This window comes from Xanthobacter sp. AM11, assembly GCF_047444035.1.
Classification (GTDB): Bacteria; Pseudomonadota; Alphaproteobacteria; order Rhizobiales; family Xanthobacteraceae; genus Xanthobacter.
In genome coordinates, this window is the sequence record NZ_JBLAOA010000001.1 from 3,693,722 (window position 1) to 3,711,601 (window position 17,880).

General features: G+C 69.6%; 17 protein-coding genes. 10 read left to right on the plus strand and 7 right to left on the minus strand.

The genetic code is table 11. From position 1 onward, the window contains the following. Positions 1–95: 95 nt before the first annotated feature. Positions 96–635: a CreA family protein gene (locus ACI7BZ_RS16915; protein WP_414118320.1), complete on the minus strand. Its 540-nt coding sequence runs from the start codon at positions 633–635 to the stop codon at positions 96–98. A 288-nt stretch (positions 636–923) separates the two neighbouring features. On the opposite strand from ACI7BZ_RS16915, the gene rpsD reads away from it, so the two are divergent. Beyond that, positions 924–1,541, plus strand: a complete 618-nt coding sequence (gene rpsD, locus ACI7BZ_RS16920) for a 30S ribosomal protein S4 (protein WP_414118321.1) — start codon at positions 924–926, stop codon at positions 1,539–1,541. Positions 1,542–1,707: 166 nt separating this feature from the next. On the opposite strand, the gene ACI7BZ_RS16925 is transcribed toward rpsD, so the two are convergent. Further along, a complete protein-coding gene (locus ACI7BZ_RS16925) occupies positions 1,708–2,028 on the minus strand; it encodes a DUF1476 domain-containing protein (protein WP_414118322.1) in 321 nt (106 codons plus the stop codon). 282 nt (positions 2,029–2,310) lie between these two features. On the opposite strand from ACI7BZ_RS16925, the gene purC reads away from it, so the two are divergent. The 7 genes from purC (at position 2,311) to ACI7BZ_RS16960 (ending at position 7,644) form a co-directional block, all read left to right on the plus strand. Further along, positions 2,311–3,105: a phosphoribosylaminoimidazolesuccinocarboxamide synthase gene (purC, locus tag ACI7BZ_RS16930; RefSeq protein WP_414118323.1), complete on the plus strand. Its 795-nt coding sequence runs from the start codon at positions 2,311–2,313 to the stop codon at positions 3,103–3,105. Between the two features lie 202 nt (positions 3,106–3,307). Next, positions 3,308–3,550, plus strand: a complete 243-nt coding sequence (purS, locus tag ACI7BZ_RS16935; RefSeq protein ID WP_348833463.1) for a phosphoribosylformylglycinamidine synthase subunit PurS — start codon at positions 3,308–3,310, stop codon at positions 3,548–3,550. 82 nt (positions 3,551–3,632) lie between these two features. After that, positions 3,633–4,331, plus strand: coding sequence for a phosphoribosylformylglycinamidine synthase subunit PurQ (gene purQ, locus ACI7BZ_RS16940; protein ID WP_414118324.1), 699 nt, complete (start codon positions 3,633–3,635; stop codon positions 4,329–4,331). A 22-nt stretch (positions 4,332–4,353) separates the two neighbouring features. Beyond that, complete coding sequence (gene purL / locus ACI7BZ_RS16945; protein ID WP_414118325.1) at positions 4,354–6,576, plus strand: phosphoribosylformylglycinamidine synthase subunit PurL; 2,223 nt, start codon at positions 4,354–4,356, stop codon at positions 6,574–6,576. 30 nt (positions 6,577–6,606) lie between these two features. Continuing rightward, the gene (locus ACI7BZ_RS16950; protein ID WP_414118326.1) at positions 6,607–6,846 is read left to right on the plus strand and encodes a BolA family protein; all 240 of its coding nucleotides are present in this window, start codon (positions 6,607–6,609) and stop codon (positions 6,844–6,846) included. Positions 6,847–6,971: 125 nt separating this feature from the next. Next, positions 6,972–7,310 carry a Grx4 family monothiol glutaredoxin gene (gene grxD, locus ACI7BZ_RS16955; protein WP_414118327.1) on the plus strand — a complete coding sequence of 113 codons (339 nt, stop codon included), beginning with the start codon at positions 6,972–6,974 and terminating at the stop codon, positions 7,308–7,310. A gap of 28 nt (positions 7,311–7,338) precedes the next feature. Continuing rightward, positions 7,339–7,644, plus strand: a complete 306-nt coding sequence (locus tag ACI7BZ_RS16960) for a hypothetical protein (protein WP_414118328.1) — start codon at positions 7,339–7,341, stop codon at positions 7,642–7,644. Positions 7,645–7,785: 141 nt separating this feature from the next. Here ACI7BZ_RS16960 and purB read toward each other — a convergent pair whose 3' ends face one another. Then, positions 7,786–9,093, minus strand: coding sequence for an adenylosuccinate lyase (gene purB, locus ACI7BZ_RS16965; RefSeq protein ID WP_414118329.1), 1,308 nt, complete (start codon positions 9,091–9,093; stop codon positions 7,786–7,788). 114 nt (positions 9,094–9,207) lie between these two features. Next, positions 9,208–10,224, minus strand: coding sequence for a Na+-dependent transporter (locus ACI7BZ_RS16970; protein WP_414118330.1), 1,017 nt, complete (start codon positions 10,222–10,224; stop codon positions 9,208–9,210). A gap of 193 nt (positions 10,225–10,417) precedes the next feature. Between ACI7BZ_RS16970 and ACI7BZ_RS16975 the strand changes: the two genes are divergently transcribed. Beyond that, positions 10,418–11,515: a TRAP transporter substrate-binding protein gene (locus tag ACI7BZ_RS16975; RefSeq protein ID WP_414119197.1), complete on the plus strand. Its 1,098-nt coding sequence runs from the start codon at positions 10,418–10,420 to the stop codon at positions 11,513–11,515. Between the two features lie 115 nt (positions 11,516–11,630). Further along, the gene (locus ACI7BZ_RS16980) at positions 11,631–12,914 is read left to right on the plus strand and encodes a DUF2865 domain-containing protein (protein WP_414118331.1); all 1,284 of its coding nucleotides are present in this window, start codon (positions 11,631–11,633) and stop codon (positions 12,912–12,914) included. 106 nt (positions 12,915–13,020) lie between these two features. Here the strand turns inward: ACI7BZ_RS16980 and ACI7BZ_RS16985 are convergent, their stop codons facing one another. From ACI7BZ_RS16985 to ACI7BZ_RS16995, 3 genes are all read right to left on the minus strand, one after another. Beyond that, on the minus strand, positions 13,021–14,367 hold the full coding sequence (locus tag ACI7BZ_RS16985; RefSeq protein ID WP_414118332.1) for a glutamate--tRNA ligase: 1,347 nt from the start codon (positions 14,365–14,367) through the stop codon (positions 13,021–13,023). A gap of 396 nt (positions 14,368–14,763) precedes the next feature. Then, positions 14,764–16,254 carry an SH3 domain-containing protein gene (locus tag ACI7BZ_RS16990; protein WP_414118333.1) on the minus strand — a complete coding sequence of 497 codons (1,491 nt, stop codon included), beginning with the start codon at positions 16,252–16,254 and terminating at the stop codon, positions 14,764–14,766. Between the two features lie 115 nt (positions 16,255–16,369). Next, positions 16,370–17,794 (minus strand): helix-turn-helix domain-containing protein, encoded by a 1,425-nt coding sequence (locus ACI7BZ_RS16995; protein WP_414118334.1) that lies wholly within the window; start codon positions 17,792–17,794, stop codon positions 16,370–16,372. Between the last annotated feature and the right edge of the window lie 86 nt (positions 17,795–17,880).

Below are 17,880 nucleotides of genomic sequence, written 5' to 3' on the forward strand. Positions count from 1 at the left end.
TGTGACGGCCGTTCATGGCGCGGGACAATGGTTCGCCGATCGTCCCCCGTCAAGGGCTTTCCGCCACCTGCGGGCGCGCGGCCGCGCGAGCGGCCTCACCGCAGGAAATCGGCGCAGCGGGGCACGTCCCCGGCCCCGCCCCAGGGCATGATGGGCACGGTGGAGGTGGAATTCTTCGGGCTGCCGTCGATCAGCTTGTCCGAATAGACCAGGTAGACCAGCACGTTGCGCTGCGCATCGCAGCCGCGGACGATCTGCATCCGCTTGAAGAAGAAGGAACGGCTCTCGCGGAACACCACGTCGCCCTGCTCGAACTTGGTCTTGAACGAGATCGGCCCCACCTGCCGGCAGGCCAGCGAGATGTCCGACACCTCCTCCGCCACCCCGAACATGCCGGAGACGCCGCCTTTCTCGGGCGTGGTGTAGTGGCAGGCCACGCCGGCGACGACCGGATCGTCGATACCGTAGACCGCGAGCTTGTCGTCCGGCGTCAGGAACTTCCACACGGTGGACTTGCGGAAGATGAGATTCGGCTCCTGCGCCGCGGCCGCACCGGGCAGCACGGCCGGGGCCAGGACAAGAGCGGCGCCCATCAGGGCGGCGGCAACACGCATCGGGCTGGTCACAGCTTTCATCAAGGCCCCCGGGTTCGACACCCTCCATATGGGGGCGCGTGGCGGGAAGGGAAGCGGGCGGCGGCGGGGGCCGGGACCCGGAGGCGGCAAACATTGACTTTGCACCGCCAGACCCCTATGAAGCGCCCACCTTGAGGGCCGGTTTCGGCCCGCTTGGCGTTTCACGCACCCGTGGCATCGCATGGCAGCGCGCCGGGCGAGCCTGTCGGCGGATGGGGCCTCCAAGGCCCGGTCCGCAGAGGAGGGGCGCGATCCCAACCAACCTTAAGACCTAAGGATCCGCGTTACATGAGCAAGCGCATTGCGGCCAAGCACAAGATTGATCGCCGTATGGGCGAGAACATCTGGGGCCGCCCCAAGAGCCCGGTGAACCGCCGCGAATACGGTCCCGGCCAGCACGGCCAGCGCCGCAAGGGCAAGCTGTCCGACTTCGGCGTGCAGCTGCGCGCCAAGCAGAAGCTGAAGGGCTATTACGGCTCCATCGGCGAGAAGCAGTTCCACAAGGTGTATGTGGAGGCCTCGCGCCTGAAGGGCGACACCGGCGCCAACCTGATCGGCCTGCTGGAGCGCCGCCTCGACGCGGTGGTCTACCGCGCCAAGTTCGTGCCCACCATCTTCGCTGCGCGCCAGTTCGTCTCCCACGGCCACGTGAAGGTGAACGGCCAGCGCGTGAACATCGCCTCCTACCTGGTGAAGGTGGGCGACGTGATCGAGGTGAAGGAAGCCTCCCGCCAGATGGCGCTGGTGATGGAAGCCCAGCAGCTGGCCGAGCGCGACGTCCCCGACTACATCGAGCTGGACACCCACAAGCTGGCCGCCCGCTTCGCCCGCGTGCCCGAGCTGAACGAGGTGCCCTATCCGGTGCAGATGGAGCCCAACCTCGTGGTCGAATATTATTCGCGCTGACGCGCGCCACGTCCCGGAATATGGAAAGGCCGCCCATCCGGGCGGCCTTTTTGTTTTCGGGCCGCGTTGTCCGGCTTCGGTTTCCGGTTCCGCCTGCCGGTCCCGCCCCGGGGCGCGGCAGGGACGACCGGCGGAAGCCCGCCGGCCGGCTGCACGCCCGGCCGGATCAGCCGGCCTTCATTTCCTCGGCGGCCGCGACCATGAACTCGTCCATGCTGCGGCGGATCTGGTGGTCGGACACATCCACGCCCTTGGCGTCGAAATCCCCGCGCACCTTGCGGAACACATCCTCGTCACCGGCCTCCTGGAGGTCGGCGATCACGACTTCCTTCGCATACTCGGCGGCGGCGTCGCCGGTGAGGCCGAGCTTGCCCGCCGCCCACAGGCCGAGCTTCTTGTTGCGGCGGGCGACGGCCTTGAAGCGGGTTTCCTCGTCGAGCGCGAAGCGCTTCTCGAACCCTTCCTCGCGCTTGTCGAACGTGGTCATGGCACCCCTCTTCCTGACGATCTGGTGACCGGTTGGCGACCGGTATCGGTCTGCACGGCCGATGGGCCGCGCGCGTGACTTGAATATCCTTCACCTCACCCTAGATCAACGGCACTGAGGCGCTGCCCCATGTCGCGTCCCGGCGCGGCGCGGGCGGAAACGCAGTCGCGTTGTATTGCGCCTTCCAATGGGCTAGTGTCCGACCGGGTGTGGAAAGGCCTGCGCAAGCAGGCATCCGCACCCAGCCGAGGAGCGTCACCAGAACGGAGCCTTGGCAAACCAATGGATTTCCTCAATCGACGGTATATTCCCATGAGCCGCCGCCGCCGAATCTACGAAGGCAAGGCGAAGGTCCTCTATGAAGGCCCCGAGCCGGGCACGCTGATCCAGCACTTCAAGGATGATGCCACCGCCTTCAACGCCAAGAAGCACGAAGTCATCGACGGCAAGGGCGTGCTGAACAACCGGATCTCGGAGTACATCTTCTCCCGGTTGAACGACATCGGGGTGCCGACCCACTTCATCCGCCGGCTGAACATGCGCGAGCAGCTCATCCGCGAGGTGGAGATCATTCCGCTCGAAATCGTGGTGCGCAACGTCGCCGCCGGCTCCATCTCGACCCGCCTCGGGATCGAGGAGGGGACGCAGCTGCCGCGCTCCATCATCGAATTCTATTACAAGAACGACGCGCTCAACGACCCCATGGTGTCGGAAGAGCACATCACCGCCTTCGGCTGGGCCACCACCCAGGAGATCGACGACATCATCGCCTTGGCGATCCGCGTCAACGACTTCCTGTCCGGCCTGTTCCTCGGCGCCGGCATCCGTCTTGTGGATTTCAAGATGGAATGCGGCCGCCTGTGGGAAAACGACATGATGCGGATCGTGGTGGCGGACGAGATCAGCCCCGATTCGTGCCGGCTCTGGGACATCAAGTCCAACGACAAGATGGACAAGGACCGCTTCCGCCGCGACATGGGCGGGCTGGTCGAGGCCTACAGCGAAGTGGCGCGGCGGCTCGGAATCCTCATGGAGAACGACCCCAATGCCGGCAAGGGGCCGGTGCTGGTGAAGTGAGGCGTTGAGCCTTGCGCCTGAATAGTGCTAGGCGGGGGCCGGATCGGCCCCCGTTTTGCGTTGCGCCGGATGCCACCGCAGCGGTGGCCCCGGCACAAGGCGGCGTTCATTCCTGCCGGCCCGGACCGGATGCGGCCTGCCGCATCCCGCGCCACGGCCGCGACAGACAGAGAGCAGAAGGTGTCATGAAGGCGAGGTTTTCATGAAGGCCCGTGTGATCGTCACCCTGAAGTCGGCGGTGCTGGACCCCCAGGGCAAGGCCATCGAGGGCGCCCTGCGCTCCCTCGGCGTCGCCGGCGTGCAGAGCGTGCGGCAGGGCAAGGTGTTCGACGTGGAGCTGGCCGGCAACGACCGCGCTTCCGCCGAGGGTGCCCTGAAGGAAGCCTGCGACAAGCTTCTCGCCAACACCGTGATCGAGACCTACAAGGTCGAGTTCGCGGAGTGATGCCGCCCCGGGCGGCGTGCCGGCCACCGGCATGCCGCCTCGCCCGATCGAACGCCGGCCCGGCCGTGCCCGCTGAGAGACCATGAAACCAGCCGTCATCCTCTTCCCCGGCTCCAACCGCGAGCAGGACGCCGTGCGCGCGCTGCGCCTCGTCGCCGGCGCGAAGCCCCAGGTGGTGTGGCACGCCGAGCACGAGCTGCCCGCCGGCACCGATCTCGTGGTGCTGCCCGGCGGCTTCTCCTATGGCGACTACCTGCGGTGCGGCGCCATCGCCGCCCGCGCCAACATCATGGAAGCCGTGCGCGCCCACGCCGCCCGCGGCGGGCTGGTGCTGGGCATCTGCAACGGCTTCCAGATCCTGTGCGAGGCCGGCCTCCTGCCGGGGGTGCTGGTGCGCAATGCGCGGCTGCGCTTCGTCTGCCGCGAGGTGGTGCTGCGGGTGGAGCGGGCGGACACGCCCTTCACCAAGGCCTATCGCAAGGGCGAGCTGATCCGCATTCCCGTCGCCCATGGCGAGGGCAACTACACGGCGGACGAAACCACCATCGCCCGGCTGGAGAGCGAGGGCCGCGTGGCCTTCCGCTATGCCCGGCGCGACGGCCAGATCGACGAGACCGACGGCCCCAACGGCGCCATCAACGGCATCGCCGGCATCTATTCGGAAAAGTTCAACGTGCTCGGCATGATGCCGCACCCCGAGAACTACATCGAGCCGGAGATCGGCCCCACGGACGGCCGCGGCCTGTTCGAGAGCCTCGCCGGTGCCCTGAAGGCGGCATGAGCGCACCCTCAATTCGGATCGAATGCCCGTGACCTCCATCCCCAACACGCCCCGCATCACCCCCGAGCTGGTGGCCGAGCACGGCCTGAAGCCCGAGGAGTACGAGCACTTCGTGAAGCTGATCGGCCGCGAGCCGTCGATCACCGAGCTGGGCATCGTCTCCGCCATGTGGAACGAGCACTGCTCCTACAAATCGTCCAAGGTCTGGCTGCGCACCCTGCCCACCAAGGGCAAGCGGGTGATCCAGGGGCCGGGCGAGAATGCGGGCGTGGTGGACATCGGCGACGGCCTGGCGGTGGTGTTCAAGATGGAGAGCCACAACCATCCCTCCTTCATCGAGCCCTACCAGGGCGCGGCGACGGGGGTGGGCGGCATCCTGCGCGACGTGTTCACCATGGGCGCGCGGCCCATCGCGGCGCTCAACGCTTTGCGCTTCGGCGACTGCCACAATCTGAAGACCCGCCGCCTGCTGGCCGGCGTGGTGGCCGGCATCGGCGGCTATGGCAATTCCTTCGGCGTGCCCACGGTGGGCGGCTCGGTGGGCTTCCACAAGCGCTACAACGGCAACATCCTGGTCAACGCCATGGCGGTGGGCATCGCCAGGACCGACGAGATCTTCTATGCGGCCGCCACCGGGGTGGGCCGCGCCATCGTCTATCTCGGCTCCAAGACCGGCCGCGACGGCATCCACGGCGCCACCATGGCCTCGGCCGAGTTCGGCGCCGACGCGCAGGAGAAGCGCCCCACCGTGCAGGTGGGCGACCCCTTCGCCGAGAAGCTGCTGCTGGAGGCCTGCCTGGAGATCATGCAGGCCGGCTGCGTGGTGGCGATCCAGGACATGGGCGCCGCCGGCCTCACCTGCTCGGCGGTGGAGATGGGCGCCAAGGGCGGCCTGGGCGTGGAGCTGAACCTCGACGCCGTGCCCTGCCGCGAGGCCGGCATGAGCGCCTATGAAATGATGCTCTCGGAGAGCCAGGAGCGCATGCTCATGGTCATCGCCGACGGCAAGGAAGCAGAGGCCGAGGCCATCTTCAGGAAGTGGGGCCTGGACTTCGCCATCGTCGGCCACACCACCGACACGCTGCGCTTCGTGGTGAAGCACAAGGGCCTGCTGGAAGCCGACCTGCCCATCATGGAGCTGGGCGACGAGGCCCCCGAATACCGCCGCCCCTATGAGGAGCCCCTGCCCCGCCCGGTGATCGACCCGGCGGAGGTGCGGCCCGGCGTATCGGTGGCGGACGCGCTGGAGCGCCTCATCGCCTCGCCCGACCTGTGCTCCAAGCGCTGGGTGTGGGAGCAGTATGACCACCTCATCCTCGGCAACACCGTGCAGCGGCCGGGCGGCGACGCCGCCGTGGTGCGGGTGGGCGACGGCCCCAAGGCGCTGGCGATGACCACCGACGTGACGCCGCGCTATTGCGAGGCCGGCCCGTTCGAGGGCGGCAAGCAGGCGGTGGCGGAAGCCTGGCGCAACCTGACCGCCGTGGGCGCCCTGCCCATCGCCGTCACCGACAACCTGAATTTCGGCAATCCCGAGAAGCCGGAGATCATGGGCCAGTTCGTCGGCTGCGTGAAAGGCATCGGTGCGGCCTGCGAGGCGCTGGATTTCCCGGTCGTGTCGGGCAATGTGAGCCTCTACAACGAGACCAACGGCAAGGCCATTCTGCCCACCCCCACCATCGGCGGCGTCGGCCTGATCGAGGACCTCGACCAGACCATGACCCTTGCCTTCAAGGCGGCGGGCGAGCCCATCCTGCTGGTGGGCAAGACCCAGGGCTGGCTCGGCGCCTCCGTATTCCTCGCCACCGTCTGCGAGCGCGAGGAGGGGGCCCCCCCGCCGGTGGACCTGCTGGCGGAGAAGCGCAACGGCGACTTCGTGCGCGGCCTCATCCGCGACGGCATCGCCACCGCGGTGCATGACATCTCCGACGGCGGCCTCCTGGTGGCCATCGCCGAAATGGCCATGGCCGGCCAGCATGGTGCCACGCTGGAGGACGGCCCGGCCGGCATGGACCCCTACGCCTGGTGGTTCGGCGAGGACCAGGCCCGCTACGTGCTCACGGTTCCCTCGGGCCAGAGCGCCGAGGTGATCCACAAGGCGGAGATGGCCGGCGTGCCCATGGTCAAGATCGGCAAGACCGGCGGTGACCGCTTGATCCTGCCCGATGACCGCTCGATAGTTGTGGAAACGCTGCGCGACCGGCACGAAACCTGGCTGCCCATCTATATGGGCGCGTCGGCCTGAGGCCGGCGCCATCCGTTCGAGGACGAACCTATGCCCATGCATGCCCGCGACATCGAGCAGCTCATCAAGGCGGCGTTGCCCGACGCGACGGTGGTGATCGAAGATCTGGCCGGCGACGGCGACCACTATGCCGCCCGCATCGTGTCCGAGTCGTTCCGCGGCAAGAGCCGGGTGCAGCAGCACCAGATGGTCTATGCCGCGTTGCAGGGAAACATGGGCGGGGTGCTGCACGCTCTGGCCCTGCAGACCTCGGCGCCCGAAAAGGCCTGAGCCGCGGCGCTCACGGGCCGGCGCTGCGGAGCCGTTGCGCGGTGCGGTCTTGCGCTTTGCGTCGCGAAGGTCGATCTTCAATCAAGAGGGCCACCTGTTCCGGCCCGCCATACTGGATTTGACCTATGAGCATTCGCGAAGACATCGACGCCATCGTGAAGTCTGGTGACGTGGTCCTGTTCATGAAGGGCACGCCCCAGTTTCCGCAGTGCGGTTTTTCCGGCCAGGTGGTGCAGATCCTCGACCACGTGGGCGTGCCCTTCAAGGGCGTGAACGTGCTGGAGAACGATTCCGTCCGCCAGGGCATCAAGGAATATGCCAACTGGCCGACCATTCCCCAGCTCTACGTCAAGGGCGAGTTCGTCGGCGGCTGCGACATCATCCGCGAGATGTTCCAGTCCGGCGAACTGGTGCCGATGCTTGAGGAAAAGGGCATCGCCATCCGCGACAAGGCCATCGGCTGAAGCCCGCACCGGCACGGAAGAGCGCATCTTGAGCGCGCCTGAAGCCAAGCCGCCGGCGCCGCTTGCGCTCAAGCTTGCCATCGGCCTCGGCCTTCTGGCCAATGCCGGCCTGGCGGCGCTCCTCATCGGCATTTCCGGGTTCGTCTTCGGCGGCCCGGAAGGTGCGCGGGGGGAGGCATCCGCCGTCATGGGCTGGGCATCGACCTTGGCCATCTGCCTCCTGTCCCCCGCCCTCGGCCTGTGGATGTGGCGCCGCAACCGGCGCGACCTCGCCCTGGCCATGACCTGGCTGCCGCCCCTGGCCTTTCTCGTGGGCGTCGTCGCGGTGTTCTGAGGGGCGGCGGTGTTCCGAGGGCAAGCGGCGGGTTCGCCCTTGCCCTGCCCTGCGCCCGGATCTCCCCGCCGCGCGCGGACCGGCAGCCATACGCCGCCGGTCACGATTGCGGGAGGGTCGGCTGCGGGAGGGTCGGCGGGCTCAGGCCCGGCCGAACACCCGGGTGAAGATCGTATCCACGTTCTTCAGATGATAGCCGAGGTCGAACTTCTCGTTGATGTCCTCTTCCGAGAGGTATTTGCGCACGTCCGCATCGGCGAGCAGGAAGGTGCGGAAGTCGCCCTCGCCCCGCCACACCCGCATGGCGTTGCGCTGCACCAGGCGGTAGCTGTCCTCGCGGCTCGCGCCCTTCTGGGTCAGCGCCAGCAGCACCCGCTGGGAGTGGATGAGGCCGCCCAGCTTGTCCATGTTCTTCTGCATGTTGTCGGTGTGCACCACCAGCCTGTCCATCACCGAGGTGAGGCGGGCGAGAGCGAAGTCCAGCGTCACCGTGGCATCGGGGCCGATCATGCGCTCCACCGAGGAGTGGGAGATGTCCCGCTCGTGCCACAGGGCCACGTTCTCCATGGCCGGCAGGGCATAGGCGCGCACCATGCGGGCAAGGCCGGTGAGATTCTCGGTGAGCACCGGGTTGCGCTTGTGGGGCATGGCCGAGGAACCCTTCTGCTCGGGGGAGAAATACTCCTCCGCCTCCAGCACCTCGGTGCGCTGCAGGTGCCGCACCTCGATGGCAAGCCGCTCCACCGAGGAAGCGACCACCCCCAGCACGGCGAAGAACATGGCGTGCCGGTCGCGCGGGATCACCTGGGTGGAGACGGTTTCCACCGCAAGCCCCAGCTTGCGCGCCACATGGGCCTCAACGCGCGGGTCCACATGGGCGAAGGTGCCCACGGCGCCGGAGATGGCGCAGGTGGCCACCTCGGCCCGGGCGGCGACGAGGCGGGCGCGGGCGCGCTGGAACTCGGCCGCGGCGATGGCGAGCTTCACGCCGAAAGTGGTGGGCTCGGCATGGATGCCGTGGGAGCGCCCCACGGTGGGGGTGAGCTTGAACTCGAACGCCCGGCGCTCCAGCACCGCCAGCAGGCCGTCCACGTCGGCGATCAGGAGGTCCGCGGCGCGCGAGAGCTGCACCGCAAGGCAGGTGTCCAGCACGTCCGAAGAGGTCATGCCCTGGTGGACGAAGCGCGCCTCCGGCCCGACGAACTCGGCCAGATGGGTGAGGAAGGCGATGACATCATGCTTCACGTCCCGCTCGATCTCGTCGATGCGGGCGACATCGAACTCGGCCGCGCCGCCCAGCTCCCAGATCTTCGCCGCAGCCTCCTTCGGCACGATGCCAAGCTCGGCCATGGCGTCGGCGGCGTGCGCCTCGATCTCGAACCAGATGCGGAAGCGGGCCTCGGGGGACCAGATGGAGGCCATTTCCGGCCGGCTGTAACGCGGGATCATGAGGTGTGCTCGTCCAAGTCCAGGGCTGGCGCGGGCTCTCGCTCGCAAGGGAGGCCGCAGGCCCCGGCTCTAGCAGATCGGGCGCGCCGTGAGTAGCCGCGCCGGGCGCATCCCTCAGCCCGCCGGTTCGCGCCCGCCCGCATCCCGCGCACGGATGCGCCGGGCCAGCGGCAGCAGGAACAGGGGCATGAGATAGATGGGAAACTGCGCTGCCGCCACATAGAGCCAGGTTTCGGGCGGCAAGGCGGCGCCGGTGGCGGCGATCATCACCGATATGTTGCGGTGCCCGGCCGCGAACCCCAGCATCAGCGCATCGCCCGCCCCCACGGCGCGGAACACCAGGGCGGTCAGGCCCAGCCCGCTTAGGGAGAGGGCGAAGGCAAGCCCGGTGAGGCCCAGCACGAAGGCAGGATCGGCCATGAACCAGGCGGTCACCCCGTCCATCAGCCCCACCGCCAGAAGCCCCAGCAGCAGCACGTTCGCCCCGTCCAGATGGGCCCGCAGGCGGGCGATCCTTGCCGGCGTCACCAGCCGGCGCAGGCCCAGCCCGGCCCCCGCCGTGCCGCCCAGCACCGCCCCGAGCCGCAGGGCGAGGCCGAGGGAATCCAGCGCCAGCGCCCCGTGGGAGAAGAAGGCCACCAGCAGCGGCGCGGACAGCGGCGTCAGCACCATGGAGCCCACCATCACCGCCAGCACCAGCCGGGGGTCCAGCCCCAGCAGCAAGGCGAAGGCGGGCGCCGACATGATGGGCGGCGCGCAGGCCTGCATCAGCAGCGCCAGCGTGAGGTCCGAAGGCTCGCCCAGGGCCAGGGTGACGGCGCCCAGCCCCGCCGGCAGGGCCAGCATGATCCAGCCGATGGCCAGAAGGCCGACCACGGCGCGCCGGCCGCCGAAGCCCCCGGCCGGCTCGGTGCGCAGGAAGGCAAGGGTGAGCAGCGCCAGGATGGCCGGCACGATGAGCGGCTTCGCCAGCGCCGCCAAAGGCGGCAGGGCCAGCCCCACGAACACGCTCGCCGCCACGGCCGGCGCACTCCGGCGGCCGAGGGCGGCAAGACCGCGGGAGAGCAGCGAAAGCAGGACGAGCGCGGAACCGGGGGGACTGGAACGGGGGGAACTGGAACGGGGGGGCATGGGCAGGCCTCGGCGGTCCTTCCTACCGGCTCGCGCCGCAACGGGAAAGGCCGGGTCGCGCAATGGCCCCCTGCACCGTCCGACGCCCGCGCATGATTGACGCGCGCGAGCGACCGTGACACCCCTTTGCGCCCACCGATCCCGCAAGCAAGAAGATTCTGCACAAGCCCCCAAGGAGCCTTTCCCCATGGACATCAAGCGCCGGCGCTTCCTGGGCGCCTCCGCCGTCGCCGCCACCGGCGCCGCCGCCTCGACCCTCGCCGCGCCGGCTCTGGCGCAGACGCAGCCCGAGGTGAAGTGGCGGCTGACCTCCTCCTTCCCGCGCTCCCTCGACACCATCTTCGGCACTGCGCAGACCTTCGCGCGGCTGGTGTCCGAGGCCACCGACGGGCGCTTCCAGATCCAGGCCTTCCCGGCGGGCGAGCTGGTGCCCGGGCTGCAGGCGCTGGACGCGGTGTCCAACGGCGCCGTGGACTGCGCCCATACCGCCACTTATTTCTACACCGGCAAGGATGCCGCCCTCGCCTTCGGCACCGGCGTGCCGTTCGGCTTCAATTCCCGCCAGCAGCACAGCTGGTGGTTCTTCGGCGGTGGCGCCGAGATCATCAATGGCGTGCTGGCGAAATACAATGTCACCTCCATGCCCATGGGCAATTCCGGCTGCCAGATGGGCGGCTTCTTCCGCAAGGAGCTGAATTCGGCGGACGACCTGAAGGGCCTGAAGTTCCGCATCGGCGGCATCGGCGGGCAGGTGCTGGCGAAGCTCGGCGTGGTGCCGCAGCAGATCGCCCCCGGCGATGTCTATTCCGCTCTGGAACGCGGCTCCATCGACGCCGCCGAGTTCGTCGGCCCCTATGACGACGAAAAGCTCGGCCTTGTGAAGGTGGCCAAGTATTATTACTACCCCGGCTGGTGGGAAGGCGGGGCCATGCTGCACCTCGTCGTCAACTCGGCCCAGTGGGAGGCGCTGCCCAGGCACTACCAGGCCATCGTGCGCAACGCCGCCGAGGCGGCCAACAACTGGATGCTGGCCAAGTATGATTCCGTAAATCCCCCGGCCCTGCGCCGGCTGGTGCAGCAGGGGGTGGAGCTGCGGCCCTTCCCCGCCTCCATCCTGGAAGCCGGGCACAAGGCCGCCTTCGAGCTTTACGGCGAACTGGCCGCCACCAACCCGGCCTTCCGCCAGGCGCTCGAGTCCATGAACGCCATCCGCTCCGACCAGCTGGTGTGGTGGCAGATTGCGGAATACGCCTTCGACAGCTTCAACATCCGCTCCCGCGGCAAGAGCTGAGGCCGGGCCCCGGCGGGGTGCGAAGCCATAGTTTCGTCACCATTGCCGGGCGCTCTCGGTCTATAGGAATGGGGCGTGCCGCCGCCGGCGGACATTTGCGAGCGAGAAGGTGCGGATGGGTCGTTCGGGACGGATGGGCAGGGTCGGCCGCGCCGGAATCGTCGCGCGGTGCGCCGCCTTCATGCACGCCGCGGCGCCGAAGGCTGCCGCACCGGCGGGCGCCCCCCGCACCGCCGCCCGGCGGGTCCTGCTGGCGGCGCTGGCATTCGCCATGGCGGCCGGCGCCATGGGCGAGGCCCATGCGCAGGGGGCCTCCTGTGCCCAGCTTGAAGCCTCCCTCCAATCCCTCGATCGCAGCGCCAGCGGCGCCTCCTCCCAGCAGGCCCAGGCGGCGCGGATGCGCGGGGAGCTGGACCGCCTCTCCTCCCAGGCCCGCGGCATGGGCTGCGATGCGCCGCGCGGCTTCCTGATCTTCCAGGGGCCGCCCCGGCCGCCCGAATGCGACCAGATCAGCGACCAGATCTCGCGCCTGCGCTCCTCTCTCGCCGGCATCGAGCGCGGCGGCTCGGACCACAGCGGACAGCGCCGCGCGCTGATCCTGGCGCTCGCCCAGAACAATTGCGGGCCGCAATATACCGCCGCCGTGCAGGCCGCCCGCCGGGCCGATCCGCAGCCGCAGCGCCCGCGCAACTTCTTCGAGGCCATCTTCGGCACGCCCCAGAGCGAGCCGGAGGAGAGCGCCCCCGACCTGGACAGCATTCCGCTGGATGCGGTGAAGCCCTCCTATTCGCGCACCGTGTGCGTGCGCACCTGCGACGGCTATTTCTTTCCGCTCTCCAGCTCCTCCAACCCCAGCCGCTTCGCCACCGAGGATGCGCTGTGCAAGCGCCTGTGCCCGGCCTCGGACACCCAGCTGTTCACCTATGGCGGCGACATCCGCTCCGCCGTGAGCATCTCCGGCCAGCCCTACATGTCGATGCCCAACGCCCTGCGCTACCGCAAGGAGCTGGTGTCGTCCTGCACCTGCAAGCCTGCCGGCCAGTCCTGGGCGCAGGCGCTCGCCGGGCTTGAGGACCAGACCACCCTGCGCAAGGGCGACATTCTGGTGACCGAGGAGCAGGCGCGGGAAATGTCCCAGCCGAAGTTCAACGAGCCGGCCGCCGGAGCCAAGGGCAAGACGGCCAGCCGCGACGCGGCGGCCGAAGCCGGCGGCCCGGTGGCGGCGACCGTGGCGGCGCCGCTGGCGCCCGCCTCCGAGCAGCCGGGCCAGCGCCAGGTGCGCATCATTCCCCTGCCCCGCTCGCAGAATGCCCGCACCGCCGCCACCAGCGATGCCGCGGCGCCGCAGCCGGCGGCTCCCGCCACCCCCTCGGGCGCCGGGCGCGGCACCGGCCAGTAGCCGCGCCGGGCGCCGGACCGGACTGCGCCTGTTCAATAAAAGAGAGCGTGATTCACCGCGCACCGGGAGCCGCGCCGCGCGGCTCCGCATGTGAGCGGACCAGCGCCTACGCCACTTCGCCCCGCAGCCGCCCCGCCACCCGCGCCCGGCCCATGAGGGGCAACAAGGCGGCAAGCTCCGGCCCGGTGTCGCGCCCGGTGAGCGCGCGCCGCAGGGGATGGAACAGCCCCTTGCCCGCGCGCCCGCTCGCCGCCTTCACCACCTTGATCCATGCGCCATAGGTGGCGCCGTCCCACGGCTCGTCCGGCAGCAGGCCGGCCGCTTCGGCCAGGAAGGCGCGGTCCTCCTCCGCTATGGCGCCGGCGCCGGGCGCCGCCACACACGCCCACCACGCGCCCGCCTCGTCGAACCGCGCAAGATTGCCCCGCACCGCCAGCCAGAAGGCCTCCCCGCCGCCGATGTCCAGGGCGGCAAGGCGCGGGCGCGCCGCTGCGAACGGCATCATGTGCACGGTGCGCGCCGTCAGCGCCGGCAGGTCGTCGGGGTCGAAGCGCGCCGGGGCGCGGGAGATGGCGTGAAGGTCCACCAGCGCGGCCAGCGCATCGAGGTCCGCCACCGGCTGCACCGCGTGGGAGGTGCCCACCAGCACCGCGGCGGCGGCCACCGCGAGGGCCTCGTGGCCCGCTTCCCGCAAGGCGGCGAGGGAGAGGTGGCCGAGGCGCTTGGAAAGGCCTTCCCCGCTCGGCAGGGTGAGCAGGTTGTGATGGGCGAAGCCCGGCACCGGGCCTCCGAGCGCCTCGAAGATCTCGATCTGCACCGCGGTGTTGGTCACATGGTCCTCGCCGCGCACCACCTGGGTGACGCCCATGGCCATGTCGTCCACCACCGAGGGCAAAGTGTAGAGGAAGCTGCCATCGGCCCGCACCAGCACCGGATCGGAAAGGGTGGTCGTGTCCACCTGCTGGGGGCCGCGCACGCCATCGTCCCACGCCACCAGCCGATGATCGAGGCGAAAGCGCCAGTGCGGCGCGCGCCCCTGCGCCGCAAGGGCGGCGCGGCCGGCATCGTCCAGCGCCAGGGCGGCGCGGTCATAGACCGGCGGCAGGCCGCGGGCGCGCTGGAGGCGGCGCTTCAGCTCCAGCTCCTCCTCCGTCTCATAGGCGGGGTAGAGGCGGCCGGCGGCCTTCAGGCGCTCGGCGGCCGCCGCATAATCGGCGAGGCGGTCGGACTGGCGGAAGGTGCGGTCGGGCGGAATGCCCAGCCAGTCCAGATCCAGGGCGATGGCCTGCGCATATTCGGCCCTGGAGCGGGCGGCGTCGGTGTCGTCGAACCGCAGGATGAAGATTCCGCCGCCGCGCCGCGCCAGGAGCGCATTGATGAGGGCGGTGCGGGCATTGCCCACATGGATGAGGCCGGTGGGCGACGGGGCAAAGCGCAAGACGGGTGGAGACATGAAGGGACCCATGGAGGCGTACGGCCGCGCGGGCCGGGCGGGCCGGAGCCATCCGCCTCCCATGCAGGATGAGGAGAATGCCCGCGGCCGGCGCATGGTGGGCGCCGGCCGCGGAAAGCTCTAGAGCACGTTCCGATCAGGTTGATTCAACCTGATCGGATTAGGCTCTAGAGCGCGATCTAAGCAAATTGAACTCATTTACTCGGTGAATCGCCCTCTAAACGCGAGAAGGAGCACGCGCGATCAGGCCGGAGGGAACCACCCTGCGGCTCCCCGTGCGGTGAACCGCCCGCTCGCCTCCAGAATAAGGCGGATTGCCCCGCCATCCGCAATGGCCGCGGCGGTTGCGTGCGGCCGGAACGGCGGGAGCCCGGCGCTGGGCCGGGCTCCCGTGTATCAGCGTGGCGGACGGCAATCCGGCCCGGTGCACGGCGGCGGGCGCCGGCCCTGGCCTTGACCCTGACCCTGACCTTGGCCCTGGCCTTGGCCCTGCGGGCGGGACTGCTGTTGCTGTTGCTGACGCATCTGCTGCTGCTGTTGCCGCATCTGCTGCTGTTGCTGGCGCATCTGCTGCTGTTGCTGCTGACGCATCTGCTGCTGCTGTTGTTGTTGCTGCTGCCGCATCTGCTGTTGCTGTTGCTGCTGCTGCCTCATCTGCTGCTGTTGCATCTGCTGCTGCTGCCGCATTTGCTGCTGTTGGCGCTGCTGATCCTGCTGGAACTGCTGCCGGCCGCCCGCGCCACCGGGACCCATGCCCGGCTGCCCGGCACCACCGGGGCCGCCCGGACGACCGGGACCACCCGGCATGCCGGGACCTCCCGCGCCGCCCGCGCCACCGGGACCCATGCCCGGCTGGCCGGCACCGCCGGGGCCGCCCGGACGACCGGGACCACCCGGCGTGCCGGGACCTCCCGCGCCGCCCGCACCGCCGGGACCCATGCCAGGCTGGCCGGCACCACCGGGGCCGCCCGGACGACCGGGGCCACCCGGCGTGCCGGGACCTCCCGCTCCGCCCGCGCCACCGGGACCCATGCCCGGCTGGCCGGCACCGCCGGGGCCGCCCGGACCCACGCCCGGAGCACCGGGGCCGCCGGGATGGCCCGGTCCGCCGGGACCACCCGGACCGCCGGGGTAGCCGGGGCCACCTGGGCCACCCGGATGCCCGGGACCACCGGGGCCGCCGGGACCACCTGGATAGCCGGGGCCACCCGGTCCGCCCGGATAGCCCGGACCGCCGGGACCACCCGGATAACCCGGACCACCCGGACCTCCCGGATAGCCGGGTCCACCCGGACCACCCGGTCCGCCCGGATAACCGGGATAGCCCGGCCGGCCCCAGCCCGGAGGCGGCGGCGGCGCGCCGGGGGGCGGGGGACGCATGCCGGGCGGCGGCATGTAGCCGTTGCGCCACCAGCCGGGATTACGCGGCCCGGGCGGCGGAGGATACCAGCCCGGCCGCGGGCGCGGCGCATAGGCTTCCCAGCGGTAGCGCTGGGCATACCATGGCTGGTTCACATAAATGGGCCGGCCCACATAATACTGGTTCCAGTATTGGGCCGCGGCAAAGCCGACAACCGGCACGCCAATGGCTGCAAGGCCCCAATCGGGCAGCACGGCCGCGCGCCCCTGCTGCTCAAATCCTAAGTATTCGCTGTAGACCCAGCCGCGATAATCCAGCCAGATGACATCGCACCAGGATTCGTCTTCGAGACAGCCTTCTATCTGCAGCGGCGAGCCTTCCGGTATGACGCCGAGGCTGGGAAATTCCGTGTCCGGTCCGGTTCTTATGTTCACATTGGCGGTGGAATAGCCCGGCGCGGCTTCAGCCGCCACCACTCCAGCCATGGCCAGGCCGGCGACGAGACCGGCCAGTTTCAGCACCCTCATGGCATGCTCCCATTCGACTCAGCACCGAGTCGATCCGACGACTGTAGCCTTTACGTCGTGGCGTTTCATTTACGCAGGCGCGGCGTTTCGCAAGCACAAGCGCGGCGCAATTGCGTCAGGCGATGGTAAACGGAACGATGTCGCGCACATTGGCATCGATGCGGATCTCCCGGTCCAGTGGCGGGAAGGCCCGCAGGTCGCAGTCGCGCCGCGGGCAGATGCGGCAGGAAACCCCCAGCCGCGCCACCGGGGCGGCCTTCAGGTCCAGCCCGTCCGCATACACGATGTCATGGGCGAAGGAGACCTCGCAGCCCAGGCCGAAGGCGAAGGCCCGCGCCGGCTGCCCGTGCCGCGCGGGCGGGCTCGCCACCGCCCGCGCCAGGCAGATGTAGCGCGCCCCATCGGGCATCTCGCCCACCTGCACCAGGGTGCGCCCGGCCATCTCGAACGCCTCGTGCACGTTCCAGGCGGCGCAGGCCCCGCCGTGGCGGGCGAACTGGAAGCGGGTGGCGGAATGGCGCTTGGTGATGTTGCCGGCCCGGTCCACCTTGGCGAAATAGAAAGGCACCCCCTTCGCCCCGGGCCGCTGCAGGGTGGAAAGGCGGTGGCACACCTGCTCCAGGCTGGCGCCGGTTTCCAGCACCATGCGGTCCAGGTCATGCCGCAGCCGGCGGGCAAGGTCGAGGAAGCGGCGGTAGGGCAGAGTAATTGCGCCGGCAAAATAATTTTGCAGCGCCAGCCGGCAGATCTCCGCCGCGGTCTGGCTGCGGAAGGCGCCGGAGGCCACCGTCTCCGCCACCAGGTCGCCATGCTCCAATTGGGCGATGACGGCGGCGATGCGGAAGGCCCGGCTGGGCGCCGGCAGCACGCCGGAGAGCACCAGCCGGCGGGCGCGGGGATCGAACAGCGACAAGGCCGCGGCAGGGTCCGGCGGCCCCACCTCCACCTGCACGCCATGGCGCCGGGACAGGTGCGCCGCAAACGCCGCGGCGGGGTCCGCCCCCTCCAGCACGCCGAGCGCGGCGGCGGCATTTTCCGCTGCGCGATCAAGACCATCCACGTAATTGTCGATATAATGGAAGAAGTCCCGCACCTCTTCATAGGGGATGAGCTTCGCCTCGTCCGCCCCCGGGGCCACGCCGGCGGTGAGCATGTCGTCGAGGGAGGCGCGCCACTCGGCGGTGCGCCGCAGCGCCACGTGCATGCGCAGGAAGGCATGGGCGAAGGCGGGAGAAAGGTTCGCCACCGCCTTCACATCCTGCAGGCCCAGGTCCAGGTCGCGGAAGAAGGGGTCGGCGGTCACCTCCCGCAGGTCGGCCACCAGCCGGTCCAGGTCCTCGGCCCCGAACGAGGTGATGTCCACCGCGAAGGTGCGCGAGATGGCGATGAGGATGGAGGCGGTCAGCGGGCGCTGGTTGCTCTCGATCTGGTTGATGTAGGAGGGCGACACGGCGAGGCGCTGGGCCAGCTCGCTCTGCTTCAGCCCCAGCTTCTCGCGCAGGCGGCGCACCGCGTGGCCGGCATAGACCTTTTGGCGCATGGCGCTCCCCCGACTTCGCAATTGCAAAAACTTCACAATAAACATCGTGAAGTTTTCACACATTCCAAAGCCGTGCAACTCCTGCT